General features: G+C 71.4%; 17 protein-coding genes and 1 riboswitch. Of the genes, 11 read left to right on the top strand and 6 right to left on the bottom strand.

The features are described 5' to 3' along the window. Positions 1-57 precede the first annotated feature (57 nt). From PL79_RS20540 to PL79_RS20525, 4 genes are all read left to right on the top strand, one after another. Positions 58-666 carry a vWA domain-containing protein gene (locus PL79_RS20540; protein WP_044843558.1) on the top strand — a complete coding sequence of 203 codons (609 nt, stop codon included), beginning with the start codon at positions 58-60 and terminating at the stop codon, positions 664-666. 84 nt (positions 667-750) lie between these two features. Continuing rightward, entirely contained in the window at positions 751-1,203 is a 453-nt protein-coding gene (locus PL79_RS20535; protein ID WP_044843557.1) for a YaiI/YqxD family protein, read from the top strand. Positions 1,204-1,331: 128 nt separating this feature from the next. Beyond that, positions 1,332-1,904 (top strand): DUF1993 domain-containing protein, encoded by a 573-nt coding sequence (locus PL79_RS20530; RefSeq protein ID WP_044843556.1) that lies wholly within the window; start codon positions 1,332-1,334, stop codon positions 1,902-1,904. A gap of 36 nt (positions 1,905-1,940) precedes the next feature. Further along, positions 1,941-2,267, top strand: a complete 327-nt coding sequence (locus PL79_RS20525) for a low molecular weight protein tyrosine phosphatase family protein (RefSeq protein WP_044843555.1) — start codon at positions 1,941-1,943, stop codon at positions 2,265-2,267. A gap of 15 nt (positions 2,268-2,282) precedes the next feature. Here PL79_RS20525 and PL79_RS20520 read toward each other — a convergent pair whose 3' ends face one another. Further along, positions 2,283-2,711: an NUDIX hydrolase gene (locus PL79_RS20520; protein ID WP_044843626.1), complete on the bottom strand. Its 429-nt coding sequence runs from the start codon at positions 2,709-2,711 to the stop codon at positions 2,283-2,285. A 145-nt stretch (positions 2,712-2,856) separates the two neighbouring features. Continuing rightward, positions 2,857-3,099 carry a hypothetical protein gene (locus tag PL79_RS20515; protein ID WP_044843554.1) on the bottom strand — a complete coding sequence of 81 codons (243 nt, stop codon included), beginning with the start codon at positions 3,097-3,099 and terminating at the stop codon, positions 2,857-2,859. 272 nt (positions 3,100-3,371) lie between these two features. Here PL79_RS20515 and PL79_RS20510 point away from each other — a divergent pair, with 272 nt between their 5' ends. The 4 genes from PL79_RS20510 (at position 3,372) to PL79_RS20495 (ending at position 8,051) form a co-directional block, all read left to right on the top strand. Next, positions 3,372-4,568 (top strand): CaiB/BaiF CoA transferase family protein, encoded by a 1,197-nt coding sequence (locus tag PL79_RS20510; protein ID WP_044843553.1) that lies wholly within the window; start codon positions 3,372-3,374, stop codon positions 4,566-4,568. Between the two features lie 112 nt (positions 4,569-4,680). Further along, positions 4,681-5,982 carry a CitMHS family transporter gene (locus PL79_RS20505; protein ID WP_044843552.1) on the top strand — a complete coding sequence of 434 codons (1,302 nt, stop codon included), beginning with the start codon at positions 4,681-4,683 and terminating at the stop codon, positions 5,980-5,982. A 106-nt stretch (positions 5,983-6,088) separates the two neighbouring features. Continuing rightward, positions 6,089-7,255, top strand: coding sequence for an acyl-CoA dehydrogenase family protein (locus PL79_RS20500; RefSeq protein ID WP_044843551.1), 1,167 nt, complete (start codon positions 6,089-6,091; stop codon positions 7,253-7,255). A 52-nt stretch (positions 7,256-7,307) separates the two neighbouring features. Next, entirely contained in the window at positions 7,308-8,051 is a 744-nt protein-coding gene (locus tag PL79_RS20495) for an IclR family transcriptional regulator (protein ID WP_044843550.1), read from the top strand. Positions 8,052-8,291: 240 nt separating this feature from the next. Here the strand turns inward: PL79_RS20495 and cobJ are convergent, their stop codons facing one another. From cobJ to cobG, 4 genes are read right to left on the bottom strand one after another with little or no spacing between them, the layout of a single operon-like run. Continuing rightward, positions 8,292-10,088 carry a precorrin-3B C(17)-methyltransferase gene (gene cobJ, locus PL79_RS20490; RefSeq protein WP_044843549.1) on the bottom strand — a complete coding sequence of 599 codons (1,797 nt, stop codon included), beginning with the start codon at positions 10,086-10,088 and terminating at the stop codon, positions 8,292-8,294. Then, the gene (locus tag PL79_RS20485) at positions 10,085-10,819 is read right to left on the bottom strand and encodes a precorrin-2 C(20)-methyltransferase (protein WP_044843548.1); all 735 of its coding nucleotides are present in this window, start codon (positions 10,817-10,819) and stop codon (positions 10,085-10,087) included. Before PL79_RS20485 ends, cobJ begins: the two co-directional genes overlap by 4 nt. After that, positions 10,816-11,442, bottom strand: coding sequence for a precorrin-8X methylmutase (locus PL79_RS20480; RefSeq protein ID WP_044843547.1), 627 nt, complete (start codon positions 11,440-11,442; stop codon positions 10,816-10,818). The genes PL79_RS20485 and PL79_RS20480 overlap by 4 nt, the downstream gene beginning before the upstream one ends. Beyond that, the gene (cobG, locus tag PL79_RS20475) at positions 11,435-12,796 is read right to left on the bottom strand and encodes a precorrin-3B synthase (RefSeq protein ID WP_328592069.1); all 1,362 of its coding nucleotides are present in this window, start codon (positions 12,794-12,796) and stop codon (positions 11,435-11,437) included. Before cobG ends, PL79_RS20480 begins: the two co-directional genes overlap by 8 nt. 107 nt (positions 12,797-12,903) lie before the next feature. Beyond that, positions 12,904-13,094, bottom strand: a riboswitch (cobalamin riboswitch). 226 nt (positions 13,095-13,320) lie between these two features. Between cobG and PL79_RS20470 the strand changes: the two genes are divergently transcribed. From PL79_RS20470 to PL79_RS20460, 3 genes are read left to right on the top strand one after another with little or no spacing between them, the layout of a single operon-like run. Beyond that, complete coding sequence (locus PL79_RS20470; RefSeq protein ID WP_044843625.1) at positions 13,321-14,556, top strand: bifunctional cobalt-precorrin-7 (C(5))-methyltransferase/cobalt-precorrin-6B (C(15))-methyltransferase; 1,236 nt, start codon at positions 13,321-13,323, stop codon at positions 14,554-14,556. Beyond that, positions 14,556-15,644, top strand: a complete 1,089-nt coding sequence (locus PL79_RS20465; protein WP_044843545.1) for a cobalt-precorrin-5B (C(1))-methyltransferase — start codon at positions 14,556-14,558, stop codon at positions 15,642-15,644. The genes PL79_RS20470 and PL79_RS20465 overlap by 1 nt, the downstream gene beginning before the upstream one ends. Beyond that, the gene (locus PL79_RS20460) at positions 15,641-16,372 is read left to right on the top strand and encodes a cobalt-precorrin-6A reductase (RefSeq protein ID WP_044843544.1); all 732 of its coding nucleotides are present in this window, start codon (positions 15,641-15,643) and stop codon (positions 16,370-16,372) included. The genes PL79_RS20465 and PL79_RS20460 overlap by 4 nt, the downstream gene beginning before the upstream one ends. Positions 16,373-16,411: the final 39 nt, after the last annotated feature.

The raw sequence follows: 16,411 nt of genomic DNA, 5'->3' as shown, positions 1-16,411 counted from the left end.
GACGCCGCCGCGAACACCGTTCGCGGTCCTCGATGGCTGCCAGGCGCTGCCGCGCGCGTGCCGGGTACGGTGCGTGCCGGCACGGCCGTTGCATGGCCGGCGACGCTCGCCGCGAAGCGCGGCGGCCCGCTGCACGCCGACCACCTGCGTTTTCGCAAGCAGGCCGGCACGCCGCGCGCACTCCATTGCTTCGTGCTCGACTGTTCGGCGTCGATGCTGTCGCACGAACGGCTCGCGCTCGCGAAAGGGCTGATCGTCGCGTACTTCGACCAGGCCGCGCGCGACCGCGTGGCAACCGCGCTGATCTGTTTCGGCGGCAACGGCGCCGCGCGGCGCTTCGGCCCGGCCGTGCCGCGCTGGTGGAATGCGCGCTGGCTCGAGCCGGTGGACGGCGGCGGCGGCACGCCGCTTGCGGACGGCATCGCGGCCGCCGCGCACTTGCTCGCCGGCGCCGCACGGCGCACGCCGGACCAGCAGCGCTGGCTGTGGGTGCTGTCCGACGGACGCACGCGCGAAATACCGCCGAAACCGGCGGCCGCCGATCACGTCGTGTTCGTCGATTTCGACGATGCAGCGGTGCGGATCGGGCAGGGCAGGCGGCTCGCCGATGCATGGGGCGCGCAATGGATGACGGCCGCGTCGCTGTGCCCAGGGCTGGCCGGCTGATCCGGTGATCGGGCGCGCGGGCCGGGCGGGTCGATTGCCGGCGCTGCGCTATGATCGCCGTTTCTACTCACCGGAATGCCTGCCATGCAAGTACTCGTCGATGCCGACGCGTGTCCCGCCGTCATCAAGGACATGCTGTTTCGCGCCGCGCGTCGTGCCGAGATCTGCGTGACGCTGGTCGCGAACCAGTTCCTGCGCACGCCGCCGTCGCCGTTCATCAAGGCGCTGCAGGTGCCTGCCGGCTTCGACGTGGCCGATGCGCGGATCGTCGAGCTCGCGGCAGCCGGCGATCTCGTGATCACCGCCGACATCCCGCTGGCCGCCGCCGTCCTCGACAAGGGCGCGCATGCGCTCGACCCGCGCGGCAACTGGTTCAGCCGCGAGAACATCGAGGAGCGCCTGTCGACGCGCGCGATGATGGATCAGCTGCGCAGCGCGGGCATCGATACGGGCGGGCCGGCCCCGTTCAGCGCACGCGACGGCAAGGCGTTCGCGTCGCAGCTCGACCGGTTCCTCGCACGCCACGGCAAGCCCTGACCCATCAGGCCCCACGGGTCGGTCGTGCGATACGCCACCGGTTTCGCGTCGAACCGTCCGCTACGGCAGAATACGGATGCTGCCCCGGCATCGATGTCGTGGCGCGAACGACCCACCGGAGGGCATGGATGTCACCGACTCAACTTCTCGTTCCAACGTTCACCCAGATGCTGCGCGCGCAATCCGCGTGGCTCGACAAGGCCGTGGCGCACCGGCAGGCCGCCGGCGACGCGCCCGATGCGGTGCTCGCACTGAAGCTCGCACCCGACATGTATCCGCTTGCGGCGCAGGTGCGGTTTTCGTGCTTCCAGGCGATGGAACCCGTCTACCGGCTGCGCGGCGAACCGCTGCCGGACGCGCTGCTGGCGTTGCGGGAAGCCGGCTGGCATGCCGATGCGCAGCCCGGCACGCTGGGCGACGCACAGGGCATCCTCGCCGGCACGATCGCGTTCCTCGGCGAACTCGCGCCCGACGCCCTCGACGGCGGCGCCGCGCTGCCGGTCGCGCTCGCACTGCCGAACGGCATCGCGTTCGACATGACGGGCGAACAGTACGTGCGCGACTGGGCGCTGCCGCAGTTCTATTTTCATTCGATTGCGGCGTACGCGATCCTGCGCCATCACGGCGTCGAGCTCGGCAAGGCCGACTACGTGCCGCACATGCTGGCCTACGTGCGGCCCGGCACGATTCCGCAGGGTTGAACGATTGAGCGGACGATCCCGCCGCCGCGCACCGGCATGACACGCGCCCTGTTCATCTGCAGCCGCAATCGGCTGCGCAGCCCGACGGCCGAGGCGGTGTTCGCCGCGTGGCCGGGCGTCGAAACCGACTCCGCGGGCCTCGCGCCCGACGCGGAAACGCGTCTGTCCGCGGAACAACTCGAATGGGCCGAGATCGTGTTCGTGATGGAACGCGCGCACCAGGCGAAGCTGCACGCCCGATTCGGCGCCCGGCTGAAGCACAAGAAGATCGTCTGTCTCGACATCCCCGATCGCTACGCCTACATGCAGCCCGAGCTGGTCGCACTGCTCGAGCGCAAGGCCGGGCCATTGCTGCGCGCGTGAGCCGCGCGGGCCGGTTCAGCGCGAGCGAGGCGGCCCGTCCGCGAGCGCGGAAAAGCGGTCGAGGTGCAGCAGCTCGATGATCTTGCGGGTCGGCACGCTCGCACGCAGCGTCTCCAGCCGCTCGACGTCGAACCACTTGCAGCGTGCGATCTCGTTGCTCGCGCGTGGCGTCAGGTGTTTCGGCACGTCGGCCACGAACACGTGATGGAGCTTCGTGAGGCCGCCGAATTGCACCGCGTAGTCGAGCGCGAGCCCCTCCAGCCGCGTTTCCTCCGCCAGTTCCCGCTGCGCGGCCTCGAGCGGCGTCTCGCCGCGCCGGATCGTGCCGCCCGGCAGCGACCAGCGCGCCGCGGTACGGGCGACCAGCAGCACGCTGCTGCGCTGGCGGCACACGATCGTGGCGCGTTCCTTGATGCTGACGACGGTATCCGGCCCGGTATTCATGTTCGGCAAAACAAAACTGGTGCTCAATCGTGAAGGGAAATGCACGTCGGCCGACCGCCGGGCACGACGGCATGCAAGCCGCCGCGCCGATCATACCGGCCGTTCGTGAGAGTTCCGTGCGTTGCCGCGCGCAACGCGGATCACCTCACGCGTGCGTGTCGATCCCCGCGCGCGGCGGCTTTCCGGACCGCCCGTGGCGCTGCTTGTGGACGGTACGCCGGTGGTGATGCGGCGGCGTCACGTGCGGGCGCACCGGCGCGGGTCGTGCCACCGGCGCGGCGGCCCGCGGCTGTAATTGTCCCTCGCCAAAATGGAAGGTCTGGGTTTGCGCGCGGGCGACGCCCAGCGTCGACGCCAGCAGGATGGCCGCGAGCAGCATGCGTTTCATGAAATCTCCGTCTTTCTTCAGTTGAGCACCGTCCGCCAGCTTAGCGAATCGCGGCCCGGCGCGGCAATCGGCCAGCGTTCGGTGTCGTTCCGACTTGCGGCCGGCCGCGTTCTCGGCGCGGCCGCCGGGGCATCTCCTGCTTGACAATGAAATTCGCGAGTGTGAATATAAATTCACACGCAAGAATTATTCTTCGAATCCGGAAAGCCGTGCCGTCGCTGTCGGCCCGGTGGAACCGGCGGTCCGATCAACCGGAAGCAGGAGCGAGACGCATGGCGGAACTGAAGCAGCAGGGCGCGTTGGCGGGGTTGCGCATCATCGATCTGTCGCGGGTGCTGGGCGGCCCGTACGCGACGCAGATCCTCGCCGACCACGGCGCGGAGGTGATCAAGGTCGAACCGCCGTCGGGCGACGAGACGCGCACCTGGGGGCCGCCGTTCGACGGCGACACGGCGTCGTATTTCCTCGGCGTGAACCGCAACAAGCTCGGCATCGCGCTCGACCTGACGCAGCCGGCGGATCGCGAGCGGCTGCTCGGCCTGCTCGAGCACGCCGATGCGCTGGTCGAGAACTTCAAGATCGGCACGATGGAGCGCTGGGGCCTCGGCTTCGACACGCTGCACGCGCGCTTTCCGCGCCTCGTCCATTGCCGCGTCTCGGGCTTCGGCGCGGACGGCCCGCTCGGCGGCCTGCCCGGCTACGACGCGGCCGTGCAGGCGCTGGCCGGGCTGATGAGCGTAAACGGCGAGGCGGGCGGCGCGCCGCTGCGCGTCGGCGTGCCGATCGTCGATCTCGTCACCGGGCTGAACGCGGCGCTCGGCGTGCTGATGGCGCTGCGCGAACGCGATGCGAGCGGGCGCGGCCAGTTCGTCGAAGCGACGCTGTTCGACTGCGCGCTGTCGATCCTGCATCCGCATACGCCGAATTTCTTCCATTCCGGGAAGGCGCCGGCGCGCACCGGCAACGCGCATCCGAACATCACGCCGTACGACAGTTTTCCGACCGCGAGCGTCGACATCTTTCTCGCGGTCGGCAACAACGGGCAGTTCGCCGCGCTGTGCGACGTGCTCGGCACGCGCGACTGGCCCGCCGATCCGCGCTTCGCCGACAACCGCGCGCGCAGCGCGAACCGCGCCGCGTTGCGCGCGCTGCTCGAAACGGCGCTGGCCGCGCACGACGGCGCGGCACTCGCCGAGCAGCTGATGCGCCGCGGCGTGCCGTGCGCGCCGGTGCTCGGGCTCGATGCGGCGCTCGACCATCCGCACGTCGCGCATCGGCAGATGAAGGTCGAACTGGGCCGGCATCGCGGCATCGCGTCGCCGATCAAGCTCGGCCGCACACCGGCCACGTACCGGCGGCCGCCGCCGGCGCTGAACGAACACGCGTCACAGGTGTTTGCCGAGGATGCATGCGACGCCGGCCACGGCAACGACGCCAACGACAACACCGGCCGCACGCGCCGCAACTGACCCGCGTGGCGGCCGTGCGAAGGCGCCCCCGACGCCGCCGCACGCCCGCACGCCGCTTCGGACATCGCGCCGCACCGCGCCCGACGCGCGCCGGCGCCAGAGGAGACACATCATGCTCGCATGGATCGGCGCGCTTGCGATCGTCGCGCTGTTCGGCCTGATCATCACGAAGCGGCTGTCGCCGCTCGTCGCACTGATCGTCGTGCCGGTGGCCGCGTCGCTCGCGGCCGGCTTCGGACTCTCGACCGGCACGTTCATCGTGCGCGGCGTGCAGAACATCGGCCCGATCGCCGGGATGTTCGTTTTTGCGATTCTATTTTTCGGAATCCTCACCGATGCGGGGATGCTCGACCCGATCATCGCGGGCGTGCTGCGCGTGATCGGCTGCCATCCGCCGCGCATCGTGACGGGCTCGGCGCTGCTCGCGCTGCTGATCCACCTGGACGGCTCGGGCGCCGTCACGTTTCTCGTCACGCTGCCCGCGATGATGCCGCTCTATACGCGGCTCGGCATGGACCGGCGGATTCTCGCGTGCGTCGCGTCGATGGCGGCCGGGGTCAACTTCCTGCCGTGGGTCGGGCCGATGCTGCGCGCGTCGGCGGCCTTGCACATTCCCGGCTCGGCGATCTTCATGCCGATGATCCCGGTACAGATCGTCGGGCTCGCGTTCGTGTTCGGCACCGCCTACGTGCTCGGCGTGCGCGAGGCCAAGCGGCTCGGGCTCGATCGCGCCGGCGCGGCGTCGCTCGCGGTCGCGCCGCGCGAGCTGACCGACGCCGAGCGCGCGTTGCGCCGGCCCGGCCGCTTCCGGATCAACCTGGCGCTGACGCTCGTCGTGCTCGGCACGCTGGTGTCGGGCATCGTCGACCCGATGGTGATGTTCATGCTCGGCACGGTCGCCGCGCTCGTCATCAACTATCCGGACGTGCAGGCGCAGCGCGAGCGGATCGACGCGCACGCGAAGGCCGCGCTGATGATGGCGAGCGTGCTGCTCGCGGCCGGCGCGTTCACCGGGATCATGTCCGGCACCGGGATGCTGAAGGCGATGGCCGAGGTCGTCGTCGCGCACGTGCCGGTCGAGCATGCGCGCCACATGCCGTTCGTGCTCGGCCTGCTGTCGATGCCGCTCAGCCTGCTGTTCGATCCCGATTCGTTCTACTTCGGCGTGCTGCCGGTGCTCGCGGAAAGCGCGAAGCTGCTCGGCGTGCCGCCGATCCAGATGGCGCAGGCCGCGCTGCTCGGCCAGATGACCACCGGGTTCCCGGTCAGTCCGCTCACGCCCGCGACGTTCCTGATCGTCGGCCTGACCGGCGTCGAGCTGGCCGAGCACCAGAAGTTCACGATCCCGTTCCTGTTCGCCGCCACCGTGCTGATGGTCTTCGCCGCGGTCGTGGCGGGCGTGTTTCCGTTGTGAGCGTCCGCGTGCCTGTCGCGCCGCGCCGGCCGCCACCGACGCGCCTCGAAGCCCGGTGTCGTCTCGAGCGCGGCGCGGCCGTTCACGTTTTCCTGGAGAGCAATCCATGCAGTTCGACCTGACCGACGACCAGCGCGCGATCGAAAGCGCGATCGAGAAAATCTGCGAACGCTTCGGCGACGACTACTGGCTCGAGCGCGATCGCGCGGGCGGATTTCCGTCCGACTTTCACGCGGCGCTCGCCGAGGCCGGCTGGCTCGGCATCGCGATGGATCCGGCCCACGGCGGCGCCGGTCTCGGGATGACCGAGGCCGCGCTGATGATGCGCGCGATCAGCGCGTCGGGCGCTGGCCTGTCGGGTGCCTCGGCCGTCCACATGAATATCTTCGGGCTGAACCCGGTGCAGGTGTTCGGCAACGACGCGCAGAAGGCGCGCTTCCTGCCGCCGCTGATCGCCGGGCGCGACAAGGCCTGCTTCGCGGTGACCGAGCCCGACGCCGGCCTCGACACGACGCACCTGAGCACGCAGGCGCGTCGCGACGGCGACCACTACGTGCTGAGCGGCCGCAAGATCTGGATCTCGACCGCGCAGGTCGCGAACAAGATGCTGATCATCGCGCGCACGACGCCGCTCGACCAGGTCGCGAAGCCGACCGACGGCTTGAGCCTGTTCTACACCGACCTCGACCGTTCGCGCGTCGAGGTGCGCGAGATCGAGAAAATGGGCCGCAAGGCCGTCGATTCGAACATGCTGTTCATCGACAACCTGCGCGTGCCGCGCGACGACCTGATCGGCAACGAAGGCGACGGCTTTCGCTACCTGCTGCACGGGCTGAACCCCGAGCGGATCCTGATCGCCGCCGAGGCGATCGGCCTCGGTCAGGCCGCGCTGCGACGCGCGACGCAGTATGCGTGCGAGCGCGTCGTGTTCGGCCGGCCGATCGGGCAGAACCAGTCGATCCAGCATCCGCTCGCGCAGGCGTGGATGCAGCTCGAGGCCGCGTGGCTGATGGTGATGAAGGCCGCGACGCGCTACGACGCGGGGCAGCCGTGTGGCGCGGAGGCGAACGCCGCGAAGTACCTCGGCGCGGAAGCCGCGTTCCAGGCGTGCCAGACGGCGATCGCGACGCACGGCGGGATGGGCTATGCGAAGGAATACCATGTCGAGCGCTACCTGCGCGAGTGTATGATTCCGAAGCTCGCGCCCGTGAGTCCGCAACTGATCCTGTGCTACATCGCGGAGAAGGTGCTCGGGCTGCCGAAGTCGTACTGACACGCGGCGGCTCGCCCGGCGCGCGTTTCCCGTTCCGAATCAAGCGCTCGTCATGGACGTCAAACTCGTTGCCCGCACACTCGATCTCTTCGAGCTGTTCGCCGCCGAACGGCGGCCGCTGCCGCTCACCGAACTCGCGCGCCTGCTCAACGTGCCGGCGTCGAGCTGCCTGGCGATGGCGCGCACGCTCGTGAGCCGCGGCTATCTGTACGAGGTGCGCAAGCGCGGCGGCTACTATCCGACGCGGCGCCTGCAGACGATCGCCGCCGCGATCGACGCGACCGATCCCGTCGTCGACATCGTGCATCCGCATCTCGTCGCGCTGCGCGACGCGAGCCGCGAGACGGCCGTGCTCGGCAAGATCCAGGGCGCGTCGGTCACGTATCTCGACGTCGTCGAATCGGAGCAGGCGATCCGCTATACGCGCCAGCCGGGCGAGCTGCGCCCGCTGCATGCGAACTCGATCGGCAAGGCGATCTTCGCGGAACTCGCGAGCGATGCGCAGCAGGCGCTCGGCGCGCAGTTGTCGTTCGAGCGCTTCACCGATGCGACGGTGGCCGACCTGCCGGCGCTCGTCGCGCAAACCGCGCGGTTTCGCGAACTCGGCTGGGCCGAGAACTTCGGCGAGAGCGCGCCCGAGCTGTCGGCGATCGCGGTCGCGCTGACGCTCGACGGCGACTGGTACGGGCTGTCGGTCGTCGGGCCGACCGAGCGGATCCGCCAGCATCGCGACACGCATGCAGCGCTGCTGGTCGATGCGAAGGCGCGGCTGCTGGCCGAGCAGGCGCGCGGCTAGCAAAGGCCGCGAAGCGGGGCGGAGTGGCTGCTTTGCTTCGCGTCCCGTTCACCGCGATGCAGGATAGCGACCGGGAACGGCCGCATCGCATCACGTGCCGGTACGCCGCTCGCCGTCGAGCGTCCCGAAGGTCGCTGCGAACGCGAACGGCTGCTGCGCGATATCCGGGCAGTTCGACGCCCGAACCACGCTACCGCCCCGGCCAGCAAGGCTGGGCTGTGGCTCAATCCGCATCAAAGTTCAGCGATACCAGCGCGGCGTATACACCCACTCACGCCCGTCGCCGATCGCGAAACGCCGCGTCGTCGACGAACCGACGATCACCATCGTGCGCATGTCGACCTGATCGCTGCGCAGCGCGCCGAGCGTCGTCGTCGCGAGCGTCGCGCCGGGCCGGCCGATGTCGCGGCCGAGCACGACGACCGTATCGGCCGCGCGGTGCGCGCGCACCGCATCGAGCGCACGATCGAGCTGCCACGGCCGAGCACGCGAGATCGGGTTGTAGAACGCCATCACCAGATCGGCTTGCGCCGCGTGCCGCAGGCGCATCTCGATCACGTCCCACGGCTTCAGGTTGTCCGACAGCGAGATCGCGCAGAAATCGTGGCCGAGCGGCGCGCCGGCTTGCGCGGCGGTCGCGAGCGATGCCGAGACACCGGGTTCGATGCGCAGTTCGACCGCGGCCCAGCGCGGATCGCGCGCTTCGTCGAGGGCTTCGAGCACGGCCGCGGCCATCGCGAACACGCCCGGATCGCCCGACGACACGACCGCGACGCGCCGGCCCTCGGCTGCCAGTTCGAACGCATGGCGCGCACGCTGCATTTCCTCGCGATTGTCGGTGCCGTGCACGCGCTGCTCCGCGCGGAACGGGCCGGCCATCGTCACGTAGGTCGTATAGCCGAGGATGTCGGTGGCGTCCGCGAGCGCGCTGCGCGCCGCGGGCGTGAGCCATGCAGCGTCGCCGGGGCCGAGGCCGAGCACCGTCAGGCGGCCGCGTGCACGGCCGAGCGTGGCGGGATCGACGGGCTCGGCAGCGACCGCGCACGCGAGGCCATCGGTCGCTGCGCGCAGCGTATGCGCGACGCGCAACGTGCGGGCGAGCAGGGCGGCGGCGGTGTTGCCAGCGCGGGCCTTATCGCCATCGACATCGCCATCGCTGTCACCATCGACATCGCCATCGCTGTCACCATCGCCTTCGCTATCACCGTCGCCATCGCCTTCGGCAAAGCGCAGCGGCACGTCCAGCGCCTGTGCGGCGGCTTCGACCCGCGCATCGCCGAGCAACGTCGCCGGTGCGACGAGCGCGGCAAGCGCCAGCCGCGCGAGGCCGTGCGTGTCGAGCAGCGCGTCGATGCGTTCGGCAAGCGACGGCGCCGCATCGGCCCGCACGCCGCGCGTATCGACGCCGACCACCACGCTGCGCGGATGGATCACGAGTTCGTCGCGCGCGCCGCGCCACGCATCGGGCGTCACGCGGATCGCATGCGCGGCCGCGTCGTCGCGCGGTAGCGCGACGTCGTCGAGCCACGGCGCCGCGCCGTCGACGCGCGTGGCCGCGCCCGCGAGCAGGTCGGACACGAAGCGCTTGCCTTGCTGGAGATCGGCGAGCGCATAGCCGTCGGGCGGGTTGAGCACGCATGCGCCGAAGCGCAGCTCGCCGCTCGTGGTGATCGCCGGCGCGACGCCGAGGCATTCGGCGATTTCGCGCGCGATCACGTTGACGCCCGTCAGCCCGCCGAGCAGCGGCACGACGGCCGACCCGTCTTCCGCGACCGCGAGCACCGGCGGTTCGACACCCTTGTCGGCGAGTGCCGGCGCGACGCAACGGATCACGATGCCGGCCGCGCACAGCGCGACGATCGGCAAGCCGCGCGCGTAGAGTTCGCGCAGGTGCGCGCCGAGTTCGTCGAACGGCACGTCGGCCTCGACGCGCGACGCGAGCCCGTGCACGGCGGCCCCCGGATAACGCGCCTGGATGCGCCGCGCGGTATCGAGCGCGCCCGCGCCGAGAATCACGATCGCGGGCGGGGTCGTCATCCTTGCCATTTTTCCCCCGGGACGACGAGCAGCGAGAAATACGGCGACGCCATCGGATCGACTTCGTCGAGCGGCACGATGCGCTGGGCCGCCATCGTCGCGCGCTCGACGTACAGCGCGCGCTTCGCGAGCCCCAGTTCGTCGAGCACGCGCCGCACCTTGTCGAAGTTGCGGCCGAGCTTCATCACGACGGCCGCGTCGGCCTGCGCGAGCCGCGCGCGCAATTCGTCCTCCGGCAGCACGCCGGACAGCACCGACAGGCTCTGGTTGCGATAGACGAGCGGCTGGCCGAGCACGGCCGTGCCGCCGAGCATCGCGCACACGCCCGGGATCACTTCGGTGTCGTAGCGCGGCGCGAGGCGATCGTGCAGGTACATGTACGACCCGTAGAAGAACGGGTCGCCTTCGCAGATCACCGCGACGTCGCGCCCGGCGTCGAGATGCGACGCGACGATCTCGGCCGCCGTGTCGTAGAAGTCGGCGATCACGGTCTCGTAGCAAAGCGGCGGCGCCAGCGCCTCGGTCGTCACCGGATAGACGAGCGGCAATTGCGTCTGCGCGTCGCGCAGGTGCGCCTCGACGATTCCGTACGCATTGCCCTTCTTGCCCTTCGCGACGAAATACGCGACCACCGGCGCGGCCTGCAGCACGCGCAGCGCCTTGATCGTCATCAGTTCAGGATCGCCGGGGCCGACGCCGACCCCGAACAGGCGTCCGCGCGGGGCCGTCATTCGGCCTCCGTCGCAAGTGCGTTGACCGCGGCGGCCGCCATTGCGCTGCCGCCGCGCCGGCCGAGCAGCGCGACGTACGGCACGCCGCGGCTGTCGGCGTCGAGCGCCGCCTTCGATTCGGCCGCGCCGATGAAGCCGACCGGAAAGCCGAGAATCAGCGCGGGGCGCGGCGCACCGGCGTCGATCATGTCGAGCAGGTGGAACAGCGCGGTCGGCGCATTGCCGATCACGACGACGCTGCCGGCCAGATGCGGGCGCCACAGTTCGAGCGCCGCGGCCGAGCGTGTGTTGCCGAGATGCCGCGCGAGGTCGGGCACTTCCGGTTCGCCGAGCGTGCAGATCACGCGATTGCCGGCCGGCAGCCGCGCGCGCGTGATGCCTTCGGCAACCATCTTCGCGTCGCACAGGATCGGCGCGCCGGCCGCGAGCGCCATACGGCCCGCCGTGCCGGCGCCGGCCGAGAAGCGCAGGTCGTAGGTGACATCGACCATCCCGCACGCGTGGATCACGCGCACCGCGAGTTTCTCGAGATCGGGCGGAACCTGCGACAGGTCGGCCTCGGCGCGGATCGTCGCGAACGACTGGCGGTAGATTTCCTGCCCGTCGCGAATGTAGTCAAGCATCGGTGGTGTCCTGGCTGTGGCGCGCGCCCGTCAGTCGGGCCGCGGCCTGGTCAATCGTCAGATGGCGCGCGAGCGGGGCGCCGAGGCCCGCGGCGGCGTCGCGCCGGTAAAGGTCGTAGCGCGCGGGCGCGACCGCGACCAGCGTATGCGTCGCGGGGTGCGGCAGCGCACAGTGGCGCTCGCAGCCGGTCAGGTGCACGTCGACCGGATGGCCGACGCGCGCGGCCAGCGCGAGCGCATCGCGTTTCGTATCGGCACGCGACTTCGCGCAGCCCGCGCTGCCGGTGCAGGCGACCAGCGCCGCCAGCGGGTCGGATGTCGTGCACACGAGCCCGAGCGACGCGAGCGCGTCGAGCACGGCCGGCGCACGTTCGTGCCGCACGCCGTGCACGAACACGCCTTGCCACGGCGTCATCGACAGCGTGCCGTCGCCGTCGGCGTCGGCCAGTGCCGCGAGCCGTTCCAGTTGCGACGCGTCGAGCCGGCCGAGCACGAACTGCGCGCCGACGCTGCAGCGATCCGCGTCGCGCGACGGCCGTGCGCCGAAACGCAGCGCGGCATCCGCTTGCGTGCGCCGCCAGCCGGCCAGTGCCGGATCGGCTTCGAGCGGGAACTGTACGTAATGCTGCGCACGCTCGCGCAACGCGCGTGCGCCGCCGGTCGCGAGCCACGCACGCATCCGCGTGACGTCGGCCGGCGCGAGATCGAGGAACGCCAGCAGCAACGCGCGCACGAGCGCGACGGTCTGGTCCGGCGCCACGTCGAACGCGGCGGGCGGATCGCCGGGCGCGACCGGCGGACAGCCGGCCAGGCCCGCGGCGATGCGGACCGCGCCGTCGCCGCGACGCCACGCGGCGAGCCAGATGTCGTGCGGATGATCGAGCGCCGCGACCGATTCGCCGCCGTCGAGTTGGATCGAGAATTTCGGCGACAGTTCGCCGCGGCGCGGCTCGTGCGTCAGCATGTCGAGCAGCGCAAGCGCGAGTGTGCGGCTGTCGAGCAGCGCGTCGGGATCGCGCCCCGCAAGCGGGCTGAGCATCAGGTTGCGGACGTCGTCGCTTGCGGCAAGCGCGGCGCGGTCGTCAGCGGCCTCGCCCGCGTTGATGCGTGGGCCCAGGCCCGCGTCGAGCAACGCGTCGACCAGCGTATCGGCCGTGCCGTCGCGAATGCCGCGCAGCTGGAGATTCGCGCGATTGGTCGCGTCGATCGCGCCGGAGCCGCAGGCACGCGCGACGGCGGCGATCGCGCGCGCCTGCCGCGCGTCGAGCCGGCCGCCCGGCAGCTTGATCCGGCACAGCCCGCCGTCGGCGGCCGCGACGACGCGCACGAGCCCCGGGCAAGCCGAAGGGCGCACGACGGGCGAAGCAGGATTCGAATCGGGGGCGGATCTCAACGGGATACCGGGACAGTGTCGCGCCGCGGCCAACGCATCGGTACACCCCGCCCGACGCCGACTGGCACGCACGCACTTTCAGGCCGGCAGGTCTCCTGGCTGACAGGTCGGCGCCGGCTCCCGGCCTTCCCGGTGAAACCAGTGGCATGAGGGGGAGATCGGCTCGCTGTCTACAGTTGCGGGGGCAGCCACAGCGGCGCGAGGCGCGCCCTGTGTTCCCTCTTCGGCCCCGAAGGGCACCGGCGAACGAACGGCCGTAGCATACCCGATTTCACCGGCATTTCGGGACCCCAAGGCGACCGTCGGGCGACCGTCGGGCAGGCGCCGTGGCCGACGCGAAACGCGGCCCGGCGTCGGCGGGCTCGCAGATGAAACGCGCGGTGGAACACGGTACCATGCCGACTTTCGCAATGCGGACGGCCGCACCGGCGCCTTCACGGCCGCCGTGCGGCGACTCGATGGAATCGGACGAAGAGGAAGGGTGCATGACGGCGTGGCTGACGGTAGTGGGCATCGGCGACGACGGCTACGCGGGGCTCGGGCGCGGCGCGCGGCGCGCGCTGCTCGAGGCGAAGCGGGTCGTCGGCGCGAAGCGGCACCTCGACATGCTGCCCGCGCGGCTGCCGGCCGAACGCGCCGCATGGCCGTCGCCGTTCGACCTGTCGGGCCTGCTCGCGCAGCGCGGCTCACCCGTCTGCGTGCTGGCGAGCGGCGACCCGATGCTGTTCGGCGTCGGCGCGACGCTCGCGCGCGAACTGTCCCCCGACGAATGGCGCGTGCTGCCCGCACCGTCGTCGCTGTCGCTGGCGGCCGCGCGGCTCGGCTGGGCGTTGCAGGACGTCGGCGCGGTGTCGCTCGTCGGCCGGCCGCTCGCGACGCTGGCGCGTCACCTGCTGCCGGGCCGGCGCCTGTTCGTGCTGAGCGCCGACGGCCGCACGCCGGCCACGGTCGCCGCCGAACTCGCCGCGCGCGGCTTCGGCCCGACGCGCATCAGCGTGTTCGAGCACCTCGGCGGCCCGCTCGAGCGGCGCATCGACGGGCTCGCGCAAGACTGGCACATCGACGAAACCGCCGCGCTCAATCTCGTCGCGCTCGACTGCCAGGCCGGCCCCGATGCGCCGCGCCGCGCACTCACGCCCGGCCTGCCCGACGACGCGTACCGCCACGACGGCCAGCTCACCAAGCGCGACATGCGCGCGCTGACGCTCGGACGCCTCGCGCCTGCCCCCGGCGAACTGTTGTGGGACGTCGGCGCGGGCAGCGGCTCGATCGGCATCGAGTGGATGCGCGCGCATCCGTCGTGCCAGGCGATCGCGATCGAGTCGCATGCGGAGCGGCAGCGCTTCATCGAGCACAACCGCGACGCGCTCGGCGTACCGGGCCTGCAACTCGTGGCCGGGCGCGCGCCCGATGCGCTCGCGGGGCTCGCCGCGCCCGATGCGATCTTCATCGGCGGCGGCGCGACCGTGCCCGGCGTGCTCGACGCGTGCTGGTCGGCACTGAAGCCCGGCGGCCGGCTCGTCGCGAACGCGGTCACGCTGCAGGGCGAGCTGGCGCTCGCCGCGTGGCGCGACGCGCACGGCGGCACGCTCACGCGCGTATCGCTCGCGCACGCCGAGCCGCTCGGCCGCTTCGACACGTGGCGGCAGCCGTTGCCCGTCACGCTGTACGACGTGCACAAGCCCGCTTCCACGGCGACCGACCTCGCGGACCCTGCCTGATGCGCGACGAAACCCCCGAACAACCGGCACCGCTGCGGTTCGGCTATACGACCGGCAGCTGCGCGACCGCGACGTCGCTTGCCGCCGCACGCGTACTGCTCGCGGGCCGCGCGGACGATGCGGTCGAGATCGTGCTGCCGAAGGGGCAGCGCGTGATGATGCGGCTCGCGTTCTGCCGAGCCACGGCCGACGGCGCGGAAGCCGGCACGATCAAGGATGCCGGCGACGATCCGGACGTCACGCACGGCGCGCTGATCTTCGCGCGGGTCGCGCTCGCCGCCGCGCCCGGCGTGCGTTTTCACGCGGGGCCGGGGGTCGGCACCGTCACGCGCGCGGGGCTCACGCTGCCGGTCGGCGAACCGGCGATCAATCCGGTGCCGCGCCAGATGATGACCGCGCACCTCGACGCGCTCGCGGCCGAATACGGCTACACGGGCGGCTTCGACGTGACGATCGGTGTCGAGGGCGGCGAGGCGCTCGCGCTGAAGACGATGAACCCGCGGCTGGGTATCGTCGGCGGCTTGTCGATTCTCGGCACGACCGGCATCGTGCGGCCGTTCTCGTGCTCGGCGTACATCGCGTCGATCCATCAGGGCATCGACGTCGCGCGCGCGAACGGGATCGCGCACATCGCCGCGTGCACCGGCAACGCGAGCGAGGATGCGATGCGCGCGCACTACGGCCTGCCCGACATGGCACTGATCGAAATGGGCGATTTCGCCGGCGCGGTGCTCAAGCACCTGCGCCGCGCGCCGGTGGCGCGCCTGTCGATGTGCGGCGGCTTCGGCAAGCTCAGCAAGCTCGCGGCCGGCCATCTCGACCTGCACAGCCGCCATTCGAGCATCGACCTGCCGCTGCTCGCGCAGTGGGCGGCCGAGGCGGGCGCGAACGACGCGCTGCAGGCCGCGATGCGCGCGGCGAACACCAGCCAGGAAGCGCTGAAGCTCGCGCTGGCCGAAGGCGTGCCGCTCGGCGACCTCGTCTGCGCGCACGCGCTGCAGGTCGCGCGCGACATCGTGCCGCCATCGGTCGCCGTCGAGATGTTCGCGATCGACCGGCAGGGCCGCTTCGTCGGGATCGCACGATGAGCGCGCGCATCCTGCTGCTCGGCGGCACTGGCGACGCGCTGAAGATCGCACGCGCGCTCGGTCCGCGGCACGTCTATAGCCTCGCGGGTCTCGGCAAGGTGCCCGACGACCTGCGCTGCGACGTGCGCGTCGGCGGCTTCGGCGGGGCGGCTGGGCTCGCCGCGTATCTGCGCGGTGCCGGCATCGGCCTCGTGATCGACGCCACGCATCCGTATGCCGCGCGCATCAGCGCGAACGCGGCGGCCGCCGCGCGCGACGCGGGCGTGCCGCTGTGGGCGCTGCGCCGCGCGCCGTGGGCGCCGCAACCCGGCGACGACTGGCGGATGGTCGACGACTGGGCCGGCATCGAGGCCGCGCTCGCGCCGTTCCGGCGGCCGCTGTTCACGCTCGGCCGCGAACCGCTCGCGCATCTCGACGCGATCCCGCCGCACCAGTTCTGGCTGGTGCGCTGCCTCGATGCGCATCCCGGCAACGCGCGCGCGCAGATCGTCGCCGCGCGCGGGCCGTTCACGCTCGAGAATGAACGCGCGCTGTTCGCGCTCGCGGGCATCGACGTCGTCGTCAGCAAGAACAGCGGCGGCGCCGCGACCGAAGCCAAGCTCGACGTCGCGCGCGAACGCCGGCTGCCGGTCGTGATGCTGCGCCGGCCGCCGCTGCCCGACGCCGACCGCGCGTTCGACTCGGCCGCCGCGCTGCTCGATGCGCTCGACCCGGCCGCGCGTGCTTGATGCCACGCGACCCGGCTGTCCCATGAATTGACGGAGATT

This window comes from Burkholderia sp. USMB20, assembly GCF_000949135.2.
Taxonomy (GTDB): Bacteria; Pseudomonadota; Gammaproteobacteria; order Burkholderiales; family Burkholderiaceae; genus Burkholderia.
The sequence above is the reverse complement of the archived record's forward strand: the minus strand, read 5'-3'. Positions and strand labels throughout refer to the sequence as shown.